The sequence below is a fragment of the Paenibacillus daejeonensis DSM 15491 genome (assembly GCF_000378385.1).
GTDB lineage: Bacteria > Bacillota > Bacilli > Paenibacillales > Paenibacillaceae > Paenibacillus_D > Paenibacillus_D daejeonensis.
In genome coordinates, this window is sequence record NZ_KB899674.1 from 1 (window position 1) to 14,304 (window position 14,304).

Annotated in this window: 9 protein-coding genes, 16 tRNA genes, 1 rRNA gene and 1 pseudogene; 26 read left to right on the forward strand and 1 reads right to left on the reverse strand. The window is 55.0% G+C overall.

Translation table 11 applies throughout. From position 1 onward, the window contains the following. From F556_RS0128005 to F556_RS0128095, 20 genes and pseudogenes are all read left to right on the forward strand, one after another. Positions 1 to 284: ribosomal RNA gene (locus tag F556_RS0128005) — 23S ribosomal RNA — on the forward strand; the annotation flags it as partial. A gap of 81 nt (positions 285 to 365) precedes the next feature. Further along, positions 366 to 441: transfer RNA gene (locus F556_RS0128010), tRNA-Asn, on the forward strand. Between the two features lie 4 nt (positions 442 to 445). After that, a tRNA-Ser gene (locus tag F556_RS0128015) sits at positions 446 to 538 on the forward strand. 74 nt (positions 539 to 612) lie between these two features. Next, positions 613 to 687: transfer RNA gene (locus F556_RS0128020), tRNA-Glu, on the forward strand. Between the two features lie 82 nt (positions 688 to 769). Next, positions 770 to 845, forward strand: a tRNA-Val gene (locus F556_RS0128025). 15 nt (positions 846 to 860) lie between these two features. Continuing rightward, positions 861 to 937: transfer RNA gene (locus tag F556_RS0128030), tRNA-Met, on the forward strand. A 33-nt stretch (positions 938 to 970) separates the two neighbouring features. After that, a tRNA-Asp gene (locus F556_RS0128035) sits at positions 971 to 1,046 on the forward strand. Between the two features lie 17 nt (positions 1,047 to 1,063). Further along, positions 1,064 to 1,139 (forward strand) — tRNA-Phe (locus tag F556_RS0128040). A 26-nt stretch (positions 1,140 to 1,165) separates the two neighbouring features. Further along, positions 1,166 to 1,241: transfer RNA gene (locus F556_RS0128045), tRNA-Thr, on the forward strand. A gap of 3 nt (positions 1,242 to 1,244) precedes the next feature. Continuing rightward, a tRNA-Tyr gene (locus tag F556_RS0128050) sits at positions 1,245 to 1,329 on the forward strand. Positions 1,330 to 1,338: 9 nt separating this feature from the next. Further along, positions 1,339 to 1,412, forward strand: a tRNA-Trp gene (locus F556_RS0128055). A 21-nt stretch (positions 1,413 to 1,433) separates the two neighbouring features. After that, positions 1,434 to 1,509: transfer RNA gene (locus F556_RS0128060), tRNA-His, on the forward strand. Positions 1,510 to 1,538: 29 nt separating this feature from the next. Then, a tRNA-Gln gene (locus tag F556_RS0128065) sits at positions 1,539 to 1,613 on the forward strand. A 5-nt stretch (positions 1,614 to 1,618) separates the two neighbouring features. Then, a tRNA-Gly gene (locus F556_RS0128070) sits at positions 1,619 to 1,693 on the forward strand. Positions 1,694 to 1,700: 7 nt separating this feature from the next. Further along, a tRNA-Cys gene (locus tag F556_RS0128075) sits at positions 1,701 to 1,774 on the forward strand. Positions 1,775 to 1,788: 14 nt separating this feature from the next. After that, a tRNA-Arg gene (locus F556_RS0128080) sits at positions 1,789 to 1,865 on the forward strand. A gap of 35 nt (positions 1,866 to 1,900) precedes the next feature. Continuing rightward, positions 1,901 to 1,981: transfer RNA gene (locus tag F556_RS0128085), tRNA-Leu, on the forward strand. 212 nt (positions 1,982 to 2,193) lie between these two features. Next, positions 2,194 to 3,648: pseudogene (locus F556_RS39305) on the forward strand (alpha-helical endospore appendage domain-containing protein); the annotation flags it as partial. A gap of 80 nt (positions 3,649 to 3,728) precedes the next feature. Then, on the forward strand, positions 3,729 to 4,097 hold the full coding sequence (locus tag F556_RS39345) for a hypothetical protein (RefSeq protein WP_083938155.1): 369 nt from the start codon (positions 3,729 to 3,731) through the stop codon (positions 4,095 to 4,097). 326 nt (positions 4,098 to 4,423) lie between these two features. Next, on the forward strand, positions 4,424 to 5,353 hold the full coding sequence (locus tag F556_RS0128095) for a nucleoside hydrolase (RefSeq protein WP_020620328.1): 930 nt from the start codon (positions 4,424 to 4,426) through the stop codon (positions 5,351 to 5,353). 65 nt (positions 5,354 to 5,418) lie between these two features. On the opposite strand, the gene F556_RS0128100 is transcribed toward F556_RS0128095, so the two are convergent. Then, positions 5,419 to 6,207 carry a GTP cyclohydrolase II gene (locus F556_RS0128100; protein ID WP_020620329.1) on the reverse strand — a complete coding sequence of 263 codons (789 nt, stop codon included), beginning with the start codon at positions 6,205 to 6,207 and terminating at the stop codon, positions 5,419 to 5,421. Between the two features lie 141 nt (positions 6,208 to 6,348). Here F556_RS0128100 and F556_RS0128105 point away from each other — a divergent pair, with 141 nt between their 5' ends. The 6 genes from F556_RS0128105 to uca all read left to right on the forward strand — a co-directional run bounded on the left by F556_RS0128105 (position 6,349) and on the right by uca (position 14,256). Continuing rightward, positions 6,349 to 6,708 (forward strand): winged helix-turn-helix transcriptional regulator, encoded by a 360-nt coding sequence (locus tag F556_RS0128105; protein ID WP_020620330.1) that lies wholly within the window; start codon positions 6,349 to 6,351, stop codon positions 6,706 to 6,708. A 408-nt stretch (positions 6,709 to 7,116) separates the two neighbouring features. Then, entirely contained in the window at positions 7,117 to 8,133 is a 1,017-nt protein-coding gene (locus tag F556_RS0128110) for an ABC transporter substrate-binding protein (RefSeq protein ID WP_020620331.1), read from the forward strand. A gap of 2 nt (positions 8,134 to 8,135) precedes the next feature. Further along, entirely contained in the window at positions 8,136 to 8,939 is an 804-nt protein-coding gene (locus F556_RS0128115; RefSeq protein WP_020620332.1) for an ABC transporter permease, read from the forward strand. A gap of 63 nt (positions 8,940 to 9,002) precedes the next feature. Next, positions 9,003 to 9,734 (forward strand): urea amidolyase associated protein UAAP1, encoded by a 732-nt coding sequence (locus F556_RS0128120; RefSeq protein WP_020620333.1) that lies wholly within the window; start codon positions 9,003 to 9,005, stop codon positions 9,732 to 9,734. A gap of 17 nt (positions 9,735 to 9,751) precedes the next feature. Continuing rightward, on the forward strand, positions 9,752 to 10,408 hold the full coding sequence (locus tag F556_RS0128125; protein WP_020620334.1) for an urea amidolyase associated protein UAAP2: 657 nt from the start codon (positions 9,752 to 9,754) through the stop codon (positions 10,406 to 10,408). 14 nt (positions 10,409 to 10,422) lie between these two features. Next, on the forward strand, positions 10,423 to 14,256 hold the full coding sequence (gene uca, locus F556_RS0128130; protein ID WP_020620335.1) for an urea carboxylase: 3,834 nt from the start codon (positions 10,423 to 10,425) through the stop codon (positions 14,254 to 14,256). Positions 14,257 to 14,304: the final 48 nt, after the last annotated feature.

The following is a 14,304-nucleotide window of genomic DNA, read 5'->3' on the forward strand; positions in this document are numbered from 1 at the left end:
GTCCCTATCTGTCGTGGGCGTAGGAAATTTGAGAGGAGCTGTCCTTAGTACGAGAGGACCGGGATGGACGTACCGCTGGTGTACCAGTTGTTCCGCCAGGAGCACCGCTGGGTAGCTATGTACGGACGGGATAAACGCTGAAAGCATCTAAGCGTGAAGCCCCCCTCAAGATGAGATTTCCCAACAAGTAAGACCCCTGGTAGACGACCAGGTTGATAGGTCCGGGGTGGAAGTGCAGTAATGCATGCAGCTGACGGATACTAATCGGTCGAGGGCTTATCCTAAATAACACCTCAGCTAAGATACACCATGCTTGATTCGCATCCAGTTTTTAAGGTGCAATGCCTTATACTACTGATCTACGTTCCCTGATAGCTCAGTTGGTAGAGCACTCGACTGTTAATCGAGTTGTCACAGGTTCGAGTCCTGTTCGGGGAGCCAATATGGAGAGGTGTCCGAGTTTGGTCGAAGGAGCACGATTGGAAATCGTGTAGGCGTCACAAGCGTCTCGAGGGTTCGAATCCCTCTCTCTCCGCCACTTCACCCCAAAAAGTGAAGTCGTTTCTAAGAAGGAGTTTCCGATTACTTTTCGGGGGCCCCGGATAACAGCATGGCCCGTTGGTCAAGGGGTTAAGACACCTCCCTTTCACGGAGGTAACAGGGGTTCGAATCCCCTACGGGTCACCAACTTTTTCTAAAAAGAAATCAAAAAAAGCTTGATTTTAGCAGCACTTTTAAGGTATACTATTAAATGTCGCTTCTAAAAAATGGACGCTTAGCTCAGCTGGGAGAGCATCTGCCTTACAAGCAGAGGGTCGGGGGTTCGATCCCCTCAGCGTCCACCATATTTTGTTTAACGACGCGGGGTGGAGCAGCCCGGTAGCTCGTCGGGCTCATAACCCGAAGGCCGCAGGTTCAAATCCTGCCCCCGCAACCAACTTACCTTCGGAGTTTATCCGAGAAATCATGTGGAGCTGTGGTGTAGCGGTTAACATGCCTGCCTGTCACGCAGGAGATCGCGGGTTCGATCCCCGTCAGCTCCGCCATTTAATACTCATGATAAGGCTCGGTAGCTCAGTCGGTAGAGCAGAGGACTGAAAATCCTCGTGTCGGCGGTTCGATTCCGTCCCGAGCCACCATCAATGTTTTAACTGGAATTGCATACGCCGTTGTAGCTCAACTGGTAGAGCAACTGACTTGTAATCAGTAGGTTGGGGGTTCAAGTCCTCTCGACGGCACCACATGGAGGATTAGCGAAGTGGCTAAACGCGGCAGACTGTAAATCTGCTCTCTCTGAGTTCGGTGGTTCGAATCCATCATCCTCCACCAGTTTACCTTAGGGGCATAGTTTAAAGGTAGAACAGCGGTCTCCAAAACCGTTAGTGTGGGTTCAATTCCTGCTGCCCCTGCCAACTGAATATCTTGTTATTATGGCGGTCGTGGCGAAGGGGTTAACGCACCGGATTGTGGCTCCGGCACTCGTGGGTTCAAGTCCCATCGATCGCCCCATTTAACAAACTACAACAATCAAAAATTGTTGGGGCATAGCCAAGCGGTAAGGCAACGGACTTTGACTCCGTCACCCCTAGGTTCGAATCCTAGTGCCCCAGCCATTAATGCGGAAGTGGCTCAGCGGTAGAGCATCGCCTTGCCAAGGCGAGGGTCGCGGGTTCGATTCCCGTCTTCCGCTCCATCTTTTTGGCGCCATAGCCAAGTGGTAAGGCAGAGCTCTGCAAAAGCTCTACCCCCAGTTCGAGTCTGGGTGGCGCCTCCACAACCTTCATATTTGCGCCCTTAGCTCAGCTGGATAGAGCGTTTGACTACGAATCAAAAGGTCAGGAGTTCGAATCTCTTAGGGCGCGCCATCTTTTTTTTATGTAAAGAGAAAAGTAAATAACATGCCGGCGTGGCGGAATGGCAGACGCGTTCGACTCAAAATCGAATGGGGAGACCCGTGGAGGTTCGAGTCCTCTCGCCGGTATCATCTATGAAGGCTTAACACTGATTGCTCTTAGGAGTGGTCAGTGTTTTTTTTGGCCATATTTCCGCTACAGCAAGTATGGTCTTATTTGTGCTTAGACCCTTACCTTAATTGGCAGAGAAATGGAACATGAGGGGTGTGAAAGGTATATGATAATGTACGGTTATATTTTAAGAACTAACTAAGATTGGAGTAAGGGGTGAGGATAACAAATGTCACAATCTAATCTTCCCAATATTACACCTCTTATTAGTATAAACAGAAATGATGCCATCAACCTTCTACTATCGTCCATTGCTCTAGAGGAACTCGGACTGAGCCATATTATTAATGCCGAAGGGGAAAAACTTCAATATGTCCTTGGCACGCTACCAGGATTGACAAGCCCAGGGGCTACGATTAGCGATATTTTGTCAGTCAATGAAAGTGTGAGAAATACCATTCGAGATTTAACAAAACAGGAATGGCTGCTGCAAAATAAACTAGAAGCTATTCTTGCTACCCCCATTTCTGTGGGGCCAACTGGACCTACAGGTCCTGCCGGTCCGACGGGCGGGCTCGGACCGGGTGATGCCTTGTTTACCGTCACAGGGACAACAGGAAGCGCTATAGTGGGCTTAGGGGAGAGTTTAAATTTACAATCGGATACATTGGACATCCTAGTTACCAGCGGTTCGGCTAACGTACAAATCGAAAGTAAGCTTTCGGCAACTGGCCCGACCGGAGCGACAGGTCCCATAGGCCCGACTGGAGCCGAGGGTATGACTAGGGCTGTCGGATCTACGGGTGCGATTGGACCAGCAGGGCCAACTGGAACCGCGGGAGTCATCGGTCCAACTGGAGCAACAGGGGCAATTGGGATTACGGGCCCCACAGGAGTTGGCGTCACTGGTGAAACAGGTGCGACCGGTATAGCAGGCCCAGCAGGTCCAACTGGAGTTACGGGCCCCACAGGAGTTGGCGTCACTGGTGAAACAGGTGCGACCGGTATAGCAGGCCCAGCAGGTCCAACTGGAGTTACGGGCCCCACAGGAGTTGGCGTCACTGGTGAAACAGGTGCGACCGGTATAGCAGGCCCAGCAGGTCCAACTGGAGTTACGGGCCCCACAGGAGTTGGCGTCACTGGTGAAACAGGTGCGACCGGTATAGCAGGCCCAGCAGGTCCAACTGGAGTGACAGGAGCAACTGGAGTAGGCGCAACCGGTCCTACCGGTCCTACCGGTGCAATAGGGGCAACGGGATCCACTGGAGTAACCGGTCCAACCGGAGTGACAGGTGCAGTCGGAGCTACAGGCCCGACAGGTATCGGCGTAACCGGTCCAACCGGCGCTACTGGAGCAGTAGGTGTTACCGGCGCCACCGGTCCGTCAGGTCCAACGGGAGCCGCAGGAATTACCGGTCCAACGGGCACCGCGGGAGTCACCGGTGCAACTGGAGCAATCGGGGCAACTGGGATTACAGGCGCAACGGGAGTAGGAGCAACCGGTGCAACTGGCGCGACAGGTGTAACGGGGGCAATTGGAGCTACAGGTCCAACCGGCCCTACCGGAGGGGGAGCCACGGGCTCGACAGGCGCAACCGGCGCCACAGGACCGGCAGGCCCAACGGGCCCGACTGGACCAACAGGGCCGTTGGTGGCCGTAGATGGATTCTCGGCTTTAGGCAGCGTATCAGGTATTTCAACCTCAACGCAGATTACCAAATTTCGGTTACGAGCCCATATTTTAATAGTGGCGGATTTGATACGGTGACAGGAAACTTCACCGTTCCGGTGACCGGCAGGTACTCCATTCAGGCCACCATTAATTACGCAACGACTGCTGCACTCACCATTTCACTGGGACCAGGTGTCAATCCATCCTTTGCTGTCCGTCGCATATCGGCGCCTGTAACAGATCTGATTAACGGGCTGTTTCCAATCTTGAATGTTAATATTCTCCTACTTCTGACTCTCCGCGCTGTACTGGGCAGCGGGACAGTCACATTGGCGGGGGATGTATTGCTTAATGCGGGTGATGTAATTGGATTATTTTATGAGTCCAATGGATTGGCTGTTTCGCTGAACCTTGGTGGGACTACTCCAGGGATTGTCTGGTCGATCCATCGAATCGTATAGGTTACAGCCAACAAAAACCATCGTTGATCCCAAGATTATTGGAATCGACGGTGGTTTTGGTTTTAACCATTAGTGCCTAGTTTTGTTCCTCCCTATAACGCCCAGGGGTTTGGCCTATGCCTGTCTTATTTCTGAACACATGCCGGAAGCAATCATAGCTATAGCCAGTCTGAGCTGCCAGCGAGTGAAAGTCGATTTTGTGCATATAATATTCGTTAATGAACGTCTCCACTACTGCAAATATGTAATTTCAGATACAATAAAGTTAGTATACCATGGTGTTAAAGCCAGTTAATTATACTTATTTCATTAGCCGGAGGTTGAACATGATGACGGGACGTTATCCGAGATTGTCCGCAGAGCAGTTGGTTCGCAAGCTGGAGGCGCCACAGGGCAAGGTGAGCATGGTGTTGGACACAGATACATTTAATGAAATTGATGATCAATTCGCCGTCATTTATACGCTGCTGTCACCTGAAAAAATCGAACTGCAAGCCCTCTATGCAGCCCCGTTCTATAACGAGCTGTCAAGCGGACCACAGGATGGAATGGAGAAAAGCTACGAGGAAATTAAGCGTATTCTGAAGCTGATGAAGCGGGAGGAAATTCCGGTCTATCGTGGCTCGAAAGGGTATATGCAGGCAGCTGACCAGTTTGTTGAAAGCGATGCCGCGAGCAATCTGGTTGAACGGGCGATGGCCGCTACACCGGATGAACCGTTGTATGTTGTAGCCATTGGCGCCATTACCAATGTTGCAAGCGCGATTGTGATGAATCCCGCAATTATTGATCGAATCGTAGTGATCTGGCTCGGTGGGCATGCGCTGGAATGGCCGGATACGCGAGAGTTTAACTTGGCACAAGATGTGTACGCTTCCAGAACGGTGCTCGACTGTGGCGTGCCATTGGTGCTCATTCCGTGCATGGGGGTTGCATCCAATCTACGGACGACGCTGTCGGAGGTCAGGGACTATGTGCGACCTGTCGGTGCAATTGGAGCCTATCTCTATGATACGTATGAGAAGAGTCGGGACGATCATTTTGCGTATTCCCGAGTCATCTGGGATATTGCGGTGATCGCCTGGCTGGTGGATCCTGAGCGGGTGCCCTCGCATCTCCTCCAAAGTCCGGTCCTATCCGACGATTACCGTTGGAGTCTGGATGCCTCACGTCATCTGATCCGTTATGTGCGCTACATTGACCGAGACGCCGTGTTCCACGATTTATTCACGAAATTGGCCAACGCTGATAGATAGACTTTCCAGGCCAAAAGAAAAAGGCGGCTGTCCAACTGGATAGCCGCCTTTCTATAAGAAAACGATCAGTGCGCCTGCAGCATCGTTTGCAGCGGGTCGTGGCCGTGGTGTGGATCGGAGAAATGTCCTGAGCGATCGATTTTCGTCTGAAGATAATGGCTATTATATTCGGACTGGTCCCCCCAGAGCGGAACCCGGTCTTTGACATTCAGTCCGGCAGAGCGCAAGGCGTCTAATTTCTTGGGATTATTCGTGATCAAGCTGACCGGCAGCTGGCGCAGACGCTGCAAGATGTGGATGGCATCGGCATAGCTGCGTGTATCATCCTGGAAGCCCAGCTCCAGGTTGGCTTCAACGGTGTCCAAGCCATTTTCCTGCAGGATGTAGGCCATGGCCTTGCTGAACAACCCGATCCCACGTCCTTCATGGTTAGCCAGGTAGAACAATGCGCCAGAGCCATGCTGGACCATCATCTTCATGGATTGGTGCAGCTGATACCCACAGTCACAACGTTTGCTGCCGAAGATGTCTCCGGTATGACAGATGCTGTGCATGCGAATCAGAGAATCCTGGGCATGTTCAAAATCACCGTAAACCAACACGCTGGATTGCTGGCTTTCCGCCAGATTCAGGGAGGACAAGCGACGAATCAGCGATTCGGCACTGGCGGTACGGCATGCTTCTCTTTCTTCTGGATCTTCTACCGGAAGCCAGCAATACCATTGAAAAATAACCGTATCTCCATCCAGATTGACGGGGAGCTTGATCGGGCCGACCAGGATAAGGGATGACGTATCGGAGACGACCGTCTGTATTTTGTCTTGCAGCAGTGCGAGTGTATGAGGTTGAAGCATAGAAGCCACCTTCCTTGCCAAATCATTTTCACTTACTTTATGTAACCTATAATATATTTTAAATAAACTTCCGTCAAGTAACTTTATTTCGTTGTGTAATTGCCAAGGATTCGGTACAATAGAACCTAGAGGTGATAAGAGATGCAACGGATGCAAATATGTCCCCGGTTTGAGCGAGCTGTCGAGATTCTGAGCAAGCGCTGGACGACGTTGATCGTCTATCAATTGTTAGAGGGCCCTCAACGATTTGTCGCGATCGAGAATTCTCTAACCAATCTTAGCAGCAAAGTATTGTCAGAGCGATTGAAGGAGCTGGAGGAGGAAGGGATCATCGAGCGGACCGTATATCCGGAGAAACCGGTACGCATTGAGTATGCTTTAACAAGTAAAGGCCAAGAGCTGGCCCCGTTGATGGAGCAAATCTCTGAATGGTCTACGAAATGGATTGAACTGCCCTCCGAATCGGATGATTTACAGAGTGATAAATCTAAAACCGAATAGTTCAACACCGAAGCGGCTGCCTGTGGAGGCAGCCGTTTTTTGACGTCTCCACAACTTGATTACTTTTATGTAAATAAACCTTACATTTGGATTGACAGTATTCCATGTTGTACGTATACTATAGTCAGATGTCAGGTATATTGACAAATGAATCAGGGTTCCCGTAGCTCCATCTCTGGGAACAACAAAGCTGTCTAGGGTTCCGCTGACCGCAGGTGAAAGGCTTAAGGCTTCGCCGCTATCTGGTCAGGCCAGGTCCGAGAGACTAGCGTACAGTTCAGGCATGCCTATGGGATGGCGGTCGGCACTGTATAACACGGACGGATAAAAGCCAGGGAGATCACTCGATCTCTCTGGCTTTTCTTTATTTCCGTCCCCAAAGAAACAGAGACAAAGGAGAGGGATCGAATGGGAAGAAATACTCGGCAACGTGTAATTATGGGGATGCTGGCGGTCATGCTGCTGCTGGCGGGCTGTAGTTCAACGACAGGCAGTGGAACATCTGACGGGGGCAGTAGCGATCCGGTAACGATTGCACTCAGTCCATGGCCGGGCTGGTATATGTGGTATGCGGTTCAGGAGAAAGGATTTTTTGAAAAGCATGGGGTCGAGGTCAAGCTGGAGTTCTTCCCCGTCTATAGCGACTCGCTGCAGGCGCTCGCGACTGGCAAGGTCGATGCCAACAGCCAGACACTCAGCGACACGCTGGCGCCACTGTCCAAGGGCATTCCGTTGAAGGCCGTGCTGGTCAATGACAACTCGCATGGGGGCGATGCCATTGTGAGCCGGCCGGAATTCGAGACTATACCTGACCTGAAGGGCAAGACAGTCGCTACAGAGCTGGGAACGGTCGACCACTTGCTGCTGCTGACCGCACTAGACCAGCACGGCATGACAGAGCGGGACATCAACTTCGTGAATATGACCGTTAATGATGCGGGACCGGCATTTATCGCTGGTAATACCGATGCTTCCGTCCTCTGGGAACCGTTCCAGACTAAGGCCGTCAATGAGGGGCAAGGCAAGGTGCTGTTCTCCTCCGCGGACGTGCCGGGACTCATTCCTGATTTGCTGGTTTTCCAGGAGAAGGTCGTGCAAGAACGGCCGGAGGACATTCAGAAGATTGTCGATGCCTGGTTTGAGGGGCTGGCTTATTTTGAAGACAACCGTGAGGAAGTCATCGAGCTGTTGGCGAAGCAGGCCGAGACGACGCCGGAGGATTTTGAGCTGGGCATCGACAGCATTCGTCTGTTCAGCATTGAAGAGAATCTCGCGGCGTTCCAGCCGGGTGATTCGTATACCTCACTTAGCTACACGGCCGAGAAGACGGCTGCGTTCCTGCACAGCCTCGACATGATTGATGAGATTGACGATTTTGAGAGCTTCCTGGATCCGACATTCGTGCAAGCCGCAGGGAGGGAGTAGCGATGGAGCCCGGCGTCAAAAAACGCGCGCCCCAGCGCTTGCAAATCTACAAGGCTATTCATCCGCAGGCCTTTCTTCTTACCGCGATCTCTTCCTTTGTTCTGCTAATCGGGGTGTGGCTGCTCCTCAGTACATCGGGTGTGGTCAATCCGATCTTTCTGCCGCCGCCGCAGGCGGTGTTGACAGAGCTCTTCGTCCAACTGGGCAGCTCGGAGTATTGGGGACATATCGGCATTAGTGTCTTCCGCGTCTTCAGTGGTTTTGCCCTTGCCTGTGCAATCGGTATTCCGCTTGGCATACTGGCTGGAACATTCAAGTATAGCGAAGCATTCATCGAGCCGCTGATGGAGTTTATCCGGTATATGCCTGCCGTTGCTTTTATCCCTCTCATCATGGTGTGGGCGGGTATCGGCGAGAGCTCCAAAATTCTGCTGATCTTCATTGGGTGCTTTTTCCAGCTGGTCCTCATGGTCGCTGATCTGACCCGGCGCGTCCCGCACGATCTGCTGCATGCCTCCTTCACGCTGGGAGCCAGCCGTTGGCAAGCCATCGATTCGGTACTGATCAAAGCCATCCGTCCTCAGCTGATGCATACGCTGCGATTGATACTGGGCTGGGCCTGGACGTATCTCGTGGTGGCCGAATTGGTGGCTGTCAATAGCGGACTGGGTTACACCATCATGAAGGCGCAGCGCTTCCTGAACACGGAGCAGATCTTCGTCGGTCTGATCGTCATCGGGCTATTGGGACTGATAACGGACCGTATCATGGCTTACCTGAACAAGCGGATGTTTCCATGGGCATAGCGGCCTGTTTCACCCGATAATAAACTGATTATTCTGACTACTATTCAGAAAAGAGGAATGACCATGCATGTCGTATCGTCTTCATCGTTAACCCTCACGCTGGTGCCGGGGGCCAAATGGTCGGGCATCATCGGCAAGGACAAAGAGCTAATTTTTACCGCAACGGAAAGTGGGGCCAATCTCTCGATGTTGTTATACCAGGCAAATGATCCTGCTGAGCGCTACAGCATGTCGGATTCACTCAAGGCTCAGTATACCGCTTATCTGTCACAGGGACGGGTGCTCATGTCGGATAATGGACGGGTATTGGCAGCTATCACCGAAGATTCAGTGGGATGGCACGACACGATCTGCGGCTGCTCGGCGGCTGCGGAGATCGAGGAGGCCTACGGGAGGACCAGCTACCAGGAGCACCGCAACAATCGGCTGATGAACGGGCGCGATAACTTCCTTGTGGAGCTGAGCAAGTCCGGACTGGGTCCCCGGGACCTGGTGCCTAACGTTAACCTGTTCTCCAAAGCCGTCTGCGATGAAGCGGGCACACTGCAGCATGTTCCAGACCATTGCGCAGCTGGCGCTACGGTAACGCTGCGTACGGAGATGGATATCCTGCTGGTTCTTTCGAATACACCTCACCCGTTGGACCGTTCTGCGAGCTACCCATCCGTTCCAATCACCTTGGAGGTGCGGGATGCAGAGCGGACGAAAGTCGGCGATACTTGGGTCGAGAAGCGTCCGGAGAACCGGAGAGCCTACGAGAATACTTGGCTGTATAACCGTCTGAAGAGCAGCTGAAAAGGAGCGGATGAAGGATGAACGGAGTAAGCTTAGCAAAGAAAGAAAGTCAGCGGAAGGCAGAGGATGCCATCCTTGATGTTACCGTACCGGCAGGGGAAGGGTGGTCGCATGAACTGCTGCCCGGTCAGGTGCTGCGCATTATTGACGTTGAAGGCAACCAGGCAGCAGATACGCTGTTCTACGATGCGGAACATCCGCATGATCATTACAGCGTGACAAGAACGATTGCGGGCCAAGGTGGAATCTACCTGACGACAAGCTCGGTGCTGCGGGCCGAGTCAGGCAAGCCGCTCCTGACGATCATCGCGGACACTTGTGGACGTCATGATACGCTGGGTGGCGCCTGCTCCGCGGAGAGCAACACGGTCCGGTACGCTCATGATACCTTGCCGATGCACAACTGCCGGGACACCTTTCTGCTGGAGCTTGCCAAGCAAAGTGAGCGGTATGGTAAGCGGGATCTACCACCCAACATCAACTTCTTCATGAATGTGCCAGTGACGCCAGCCGGGGAGCTGCAATTTGCGGATGGCATTTCTGGACCGGGCTGTTATGTGGAGCTGGAGTCACATGGCCGGACGCTGGCACTGATCAGCAATTGTCCGCAGCTCAACAACCCTTGCAATGCCTACAATCCAACGCCGATCCGGGTGCTGATCTGGGATAACTGAGAGGAGGAACGGTAATGTTCGACAAAATATTGATCGCCAACCGCGGGGCCATTGCGGTCCGCATCGAGCGTACGCTCCGGGGGATGGGCATTGCCTCGGTGGCCGTGTACACGGAGGCTGACCAAGACAGCCTGCATGTAGACGGTGCGGATGAAGCTATCCGGATCGGCGAGGGTCCGGCCAAGGATAGTTATTTGAACGCGGAGCTGATTCTTCGCACAGCGATCGAGACCGGGGCGCAGGCGATCCACCCGGGCTACGGGTTTCTGAGCGAGAACGCTGCATTTGCCAGGGCCTGTCATGCGCAAGGGATCGTCTTCATCGGCCCGTCGCCAGAGCAGATCGAGCTGTTCGGCCTGAAGCATACGGCCCGGGCAGTGGCTGAGCGCGCCGGAGTGCCGCTGCTCCCCGGTACAGGGCTGATCACTTCCGTCGATGAGGCTGCATCGGAGGCGAAGCGGATTGGCTACCCGGTCATCCTGAAGAGCACGGCGGGCGGTGGTGGTATCGGGATGCGGGTATGTGAGAGCGAGGCTGCGTTGCGGGAAGCTTATGACACGGTAGGCTACCTGGCGGAGAACAATTTCAGCAATGGTGGGATGTTCCTGGAGAAATATATTGCCCGGGCACGCCATGTCGAGGTCCAGATCTTCGGCAACCGCTTCGGTGAAGTCGTCGCGCTGGGCGAGCGGGACTGCTCCGTACAAAGGCGCAATCAGAAGGTGTTGGAGGAGACACCGGCGCCGAATCTCCCGGAGCAGGTAAGGACGGCAATGCTGGAGAGTGCACGAAGCCTTGCTGCTGAGGCCGGGTATCGGAGTGCGGGGACGGTCGAGTACCTCTATGATCCGGACAGCTGCGAATTCTACTTCCTGGAGGTCAATACCCGGCTGCAGGTTGAGCATGGAGTGACCGAGGAAGTGCTGGGGCTGGATTTGGTGGAATGGATGGTGCGGGAGGCTGCCGATGAACTAACCGGACTCGCGACGCTTGTTCCATCGCCAACGGGGCACAGCATCCAGGCCCGCATCTACGCAGAGGACTGTCTGCAGCAGTTTCGGCCGAGCGCCGGGCGGCTGGATGCCGTGCAGTGGCCGTCGGGTGCCCGGGTGGAGACTTGGGTGCGTGACGGCTTGACGGTGACGACGCTCTATGACCCGATGCTGGCGAAGATCATTGTCCACGGTCGCGACCGCGAGGAGGCGCTGGCCAAGCTGACCGAGGCATTGGCTGCTACCCGATTGTATGGGATTACGGCCAACCTGAGTTACCTGGAGGCGTTGCTGGCGGAACCGGGCTGCCGGAGTGGGGCATTGTACACGACGATGCTGGAGAGATTCGCCCCAGCAGAGCATGCGCTGGAGGTGCTTGACGGGGGTGTACAGACTACGATTCAGGACTGGCCGGGCCGGACGGGACACTGGGATGTCGGGGTGCCGCCGTGCGGGCCCATGGACCCGCTGTCCTTCCGTATCGGCAACCGTCTCTTGGGCAATGACCCGAATGCTGCGGGACTGGAGCTGACACTGCGGGGCGGCGCTTATCGCTTCCGCAATCGGATGCGCTTCTGTCTGGCCGGCGCTGATATGACAGCGACGCTTGACGGCGTTCCGGTACCGCGTTACATCGTGGTGCAGGCGGAGCAGGGTCAGGAGCTCCGACTGGGCGAAGCAGTGGCTGGGATGCGCACCTACTTGCTAGTCGCCGGGGGCTTCGATATGCCTCAACAGCTGGGGAGTGCATCGACCTTTACACTGGGCGGCTTCGGGGGGCATGGCGGCCGGGCGCTGCGCACCGGCGATATACTGGCCGTGCGGCGGGGGACGCTTGCCGCTGCAAGCACAGACGGTGGACTTCGAGAGCCTGATCAGACTGGGCAGGAGAGTGCGGGTCCGGTAGACCGGTTGGTTGGAGCGGCAGGCGTTCGAGGATTGGCTGTACATGGTGGAAAGGCGGGCGCCCCGGTGGCGGACTGCAAGGAAAACTTCGATCCGGGCTTCAGCCGTCACTGGACATTGGGCGTCATTCCGGGCCCGCATTGCAGCGGCGAATTCCTGCAGCCGGAGTATCTGGCACAGCTGACGGGCTACCCATGGGAGATTCATTTCAACAGCTCGCGTACCGGCGTGCGGTTGATCGGCCCGGCGCCGCTATGGGCACGAGAGGATGGCGGTGAGGCGGGGCTGCATCCCTCCAATATTCATGATAACGCCTATGCCATTGGCACCCTTGATCTGACCGGCGACATGCCGATTCTACTCGGACCTGACGGCCCGAGCCTGGGCGGCTTCGTCTGTCCGGTTACTACCGCTTCGGCTGAGCTATGGAAGATTGGCCAGCTGCGGCCTGGGGATACGGTGACGTTCCAACTGCTGACGCTCGAAGAGGCGGATGAATTGCGGGAGAGACAAGAGCATGGATTACAGGAGCTGGAGTCAGCGATCCTACCGGCCGATTGTTCCCTGTATGAGGGCCTCGCACCTGCCCAGGCCAATGAGGAGCTGCTGGGTGATGCCACGCTGGATGCAGCATTCGAGAGCTCGCTTCCGATTGCTCCGGAACGACTGCTGTCGCCAGATTATCCTGTGTTGGCCAGTGAGCGGGAGGGCCGACGGTTCCCGCTGACGATTCGCTGCAGTGGCGACTCCAACCTGCTCGTCGAATACGGTGAGCTGGAGCTCGACTTGCTACTGCGTTTTCAGGTGCATGCGCTGATGCAAGCCATACAAGAGAGCGGCATCCTGCCGGTGCTTGACCTGACGCCTGGCATCCGTTCCCTGCAGGTGCATATTGACCCGTCACGGATGAATGTCCAGGAGGCATGCGAGCATGTGCTGACGCTCGATGCCGCCTTGCCACCGATCGAGTCCATGTGTGTTCCCTCCAGAATCGTCCACTTGCCGCTCTCATGGGATGACCCAGCGACGCAGCTGGCCATCGAGCGATACCAGGCGAATGTCCGGCCGGATGCCCCATGGTGTCCGAGCAATCTCGAATTTATCCGCCGCATCAACGGATTGGACTCCGAAGACGAAGTGAGGCGTATTGTCTACGAAGCCAATTACCTCGTCCTCGGACTCGGCGATGTGTATCTGGGTGCCCCGGTGGCTACACCGACGGACCCGCGCCACCGGCTAGTGACGACCAAGTACAACCCGGCACGTACCTGGACGCCGGAGAACGCCGTCGGCATCGGCGGGGCTTACATGTGCGTCTATGGTATGGAAGGACCGGGCGGTTACCAGTTTGTCGGCCGCACTATTCAGATGTGGAACCAGCTGCATCGGGGAGCGAGCTTTGAGGAGGGCAAGCCGTGGCTGCTTCGTTTCTTCGATCAGATCCGCTTCTATCCGGTGGAGGCGGCAGAACTGCTGCGGCTGCGGGAGGATTTCCCGCGCGGTCACTTTGAGCCGAAGATCGAGGAGACGACCTTTGACCTTGGCGAATATGTGGCGTTCCTGCGTGGAGTCGATGCAGACGTTGAAAGTTTTCGATTCCAACAGCAGACAGCCTTCCGGGCTGAACGAGACAACTGGCGATCGCAGGGACTGGCGGAGTACATCTCTGTGCATGATGCACCAGAGTCCACTGGGGAGGAATCGCTGCCCGAGGGTGCGGTGCCGGTGCGCTGCAATATGCCAGGTAGTGTCTGGCGGGTGCTCGTGCAGCCAGGCGACCGGGTAGCGCAGGGCGATGCCCTCATTATTGAGGAGAGCATGAAGATGGAATTCCGCCAGGATGCGCCTTGTGATGGCATCGTCGGCGAAGTGTTCGTTAAGCCAGGCGACGAAGTTCAGGCGGGACAGCTCATCGTCAGCCTGCTGGGCGAGGAGTTAGCGGCCGTCTAAGTGAGCATTGTCTGAGCAGTTAGAGGGTACAGAATAGAACGTGAGAGG

Coding starts and splice junctions, on each gene's coding strand:
- F556_RS0128095 (WP_020620328.1), top strand. CDS start 4,424: ATGATGACGGGACGTTATCCGAGATTGTCCGCAGAGCAGTTGGTTCGC.
- F556_RS0128100 (WP_020620329.1), bottom strand. CDS start 6,207: ATGCTTCAACCTCATACACTCGCACTGCTGCAAGACAAAATACAGACG.
- F556_RS0128105 (WP_020620330.1), top strand. CDS start 6,349: ATGCAACGGATGCAAATATGTCCCCGGTTTGAGCGAGCTGTCGAGATT.
- F556_RS0128110 (WP_020620331.1), top strand. CDS start 7,117: ATGGGAAGAAATACTCGGCAACGTGTAATTATGGGGATGCTGGCGGTC.
- F556_RS0128115 (WP_020620332.1), top strand. CDS start 8,136: ATGGAGCCCGGCGTCAAAAAACGCGCGCCCCAGCGCTTGCAAATCTAC.
- F556_RS0128120 (WP_020620333.1), top strand. CDS start 9,003: ATGCATGTCGTATCGTCTTCATCGTTAACCCTCACGCTGGTGCCGGGG.
- F556_RS0128125 (WP_020620334.1), top strand. CDS start 9,752: ATGAACGGAGTAAGCTTAGCAAAGAAAGAAAGTCAGCGGAAGGCAGAG.
- uca (WP_020620335.1), top strand. CDS start 10,423: ATGTTCGACAAAATATTGATCGCCAACCGCGGGGCCATTGCGGTCCGC.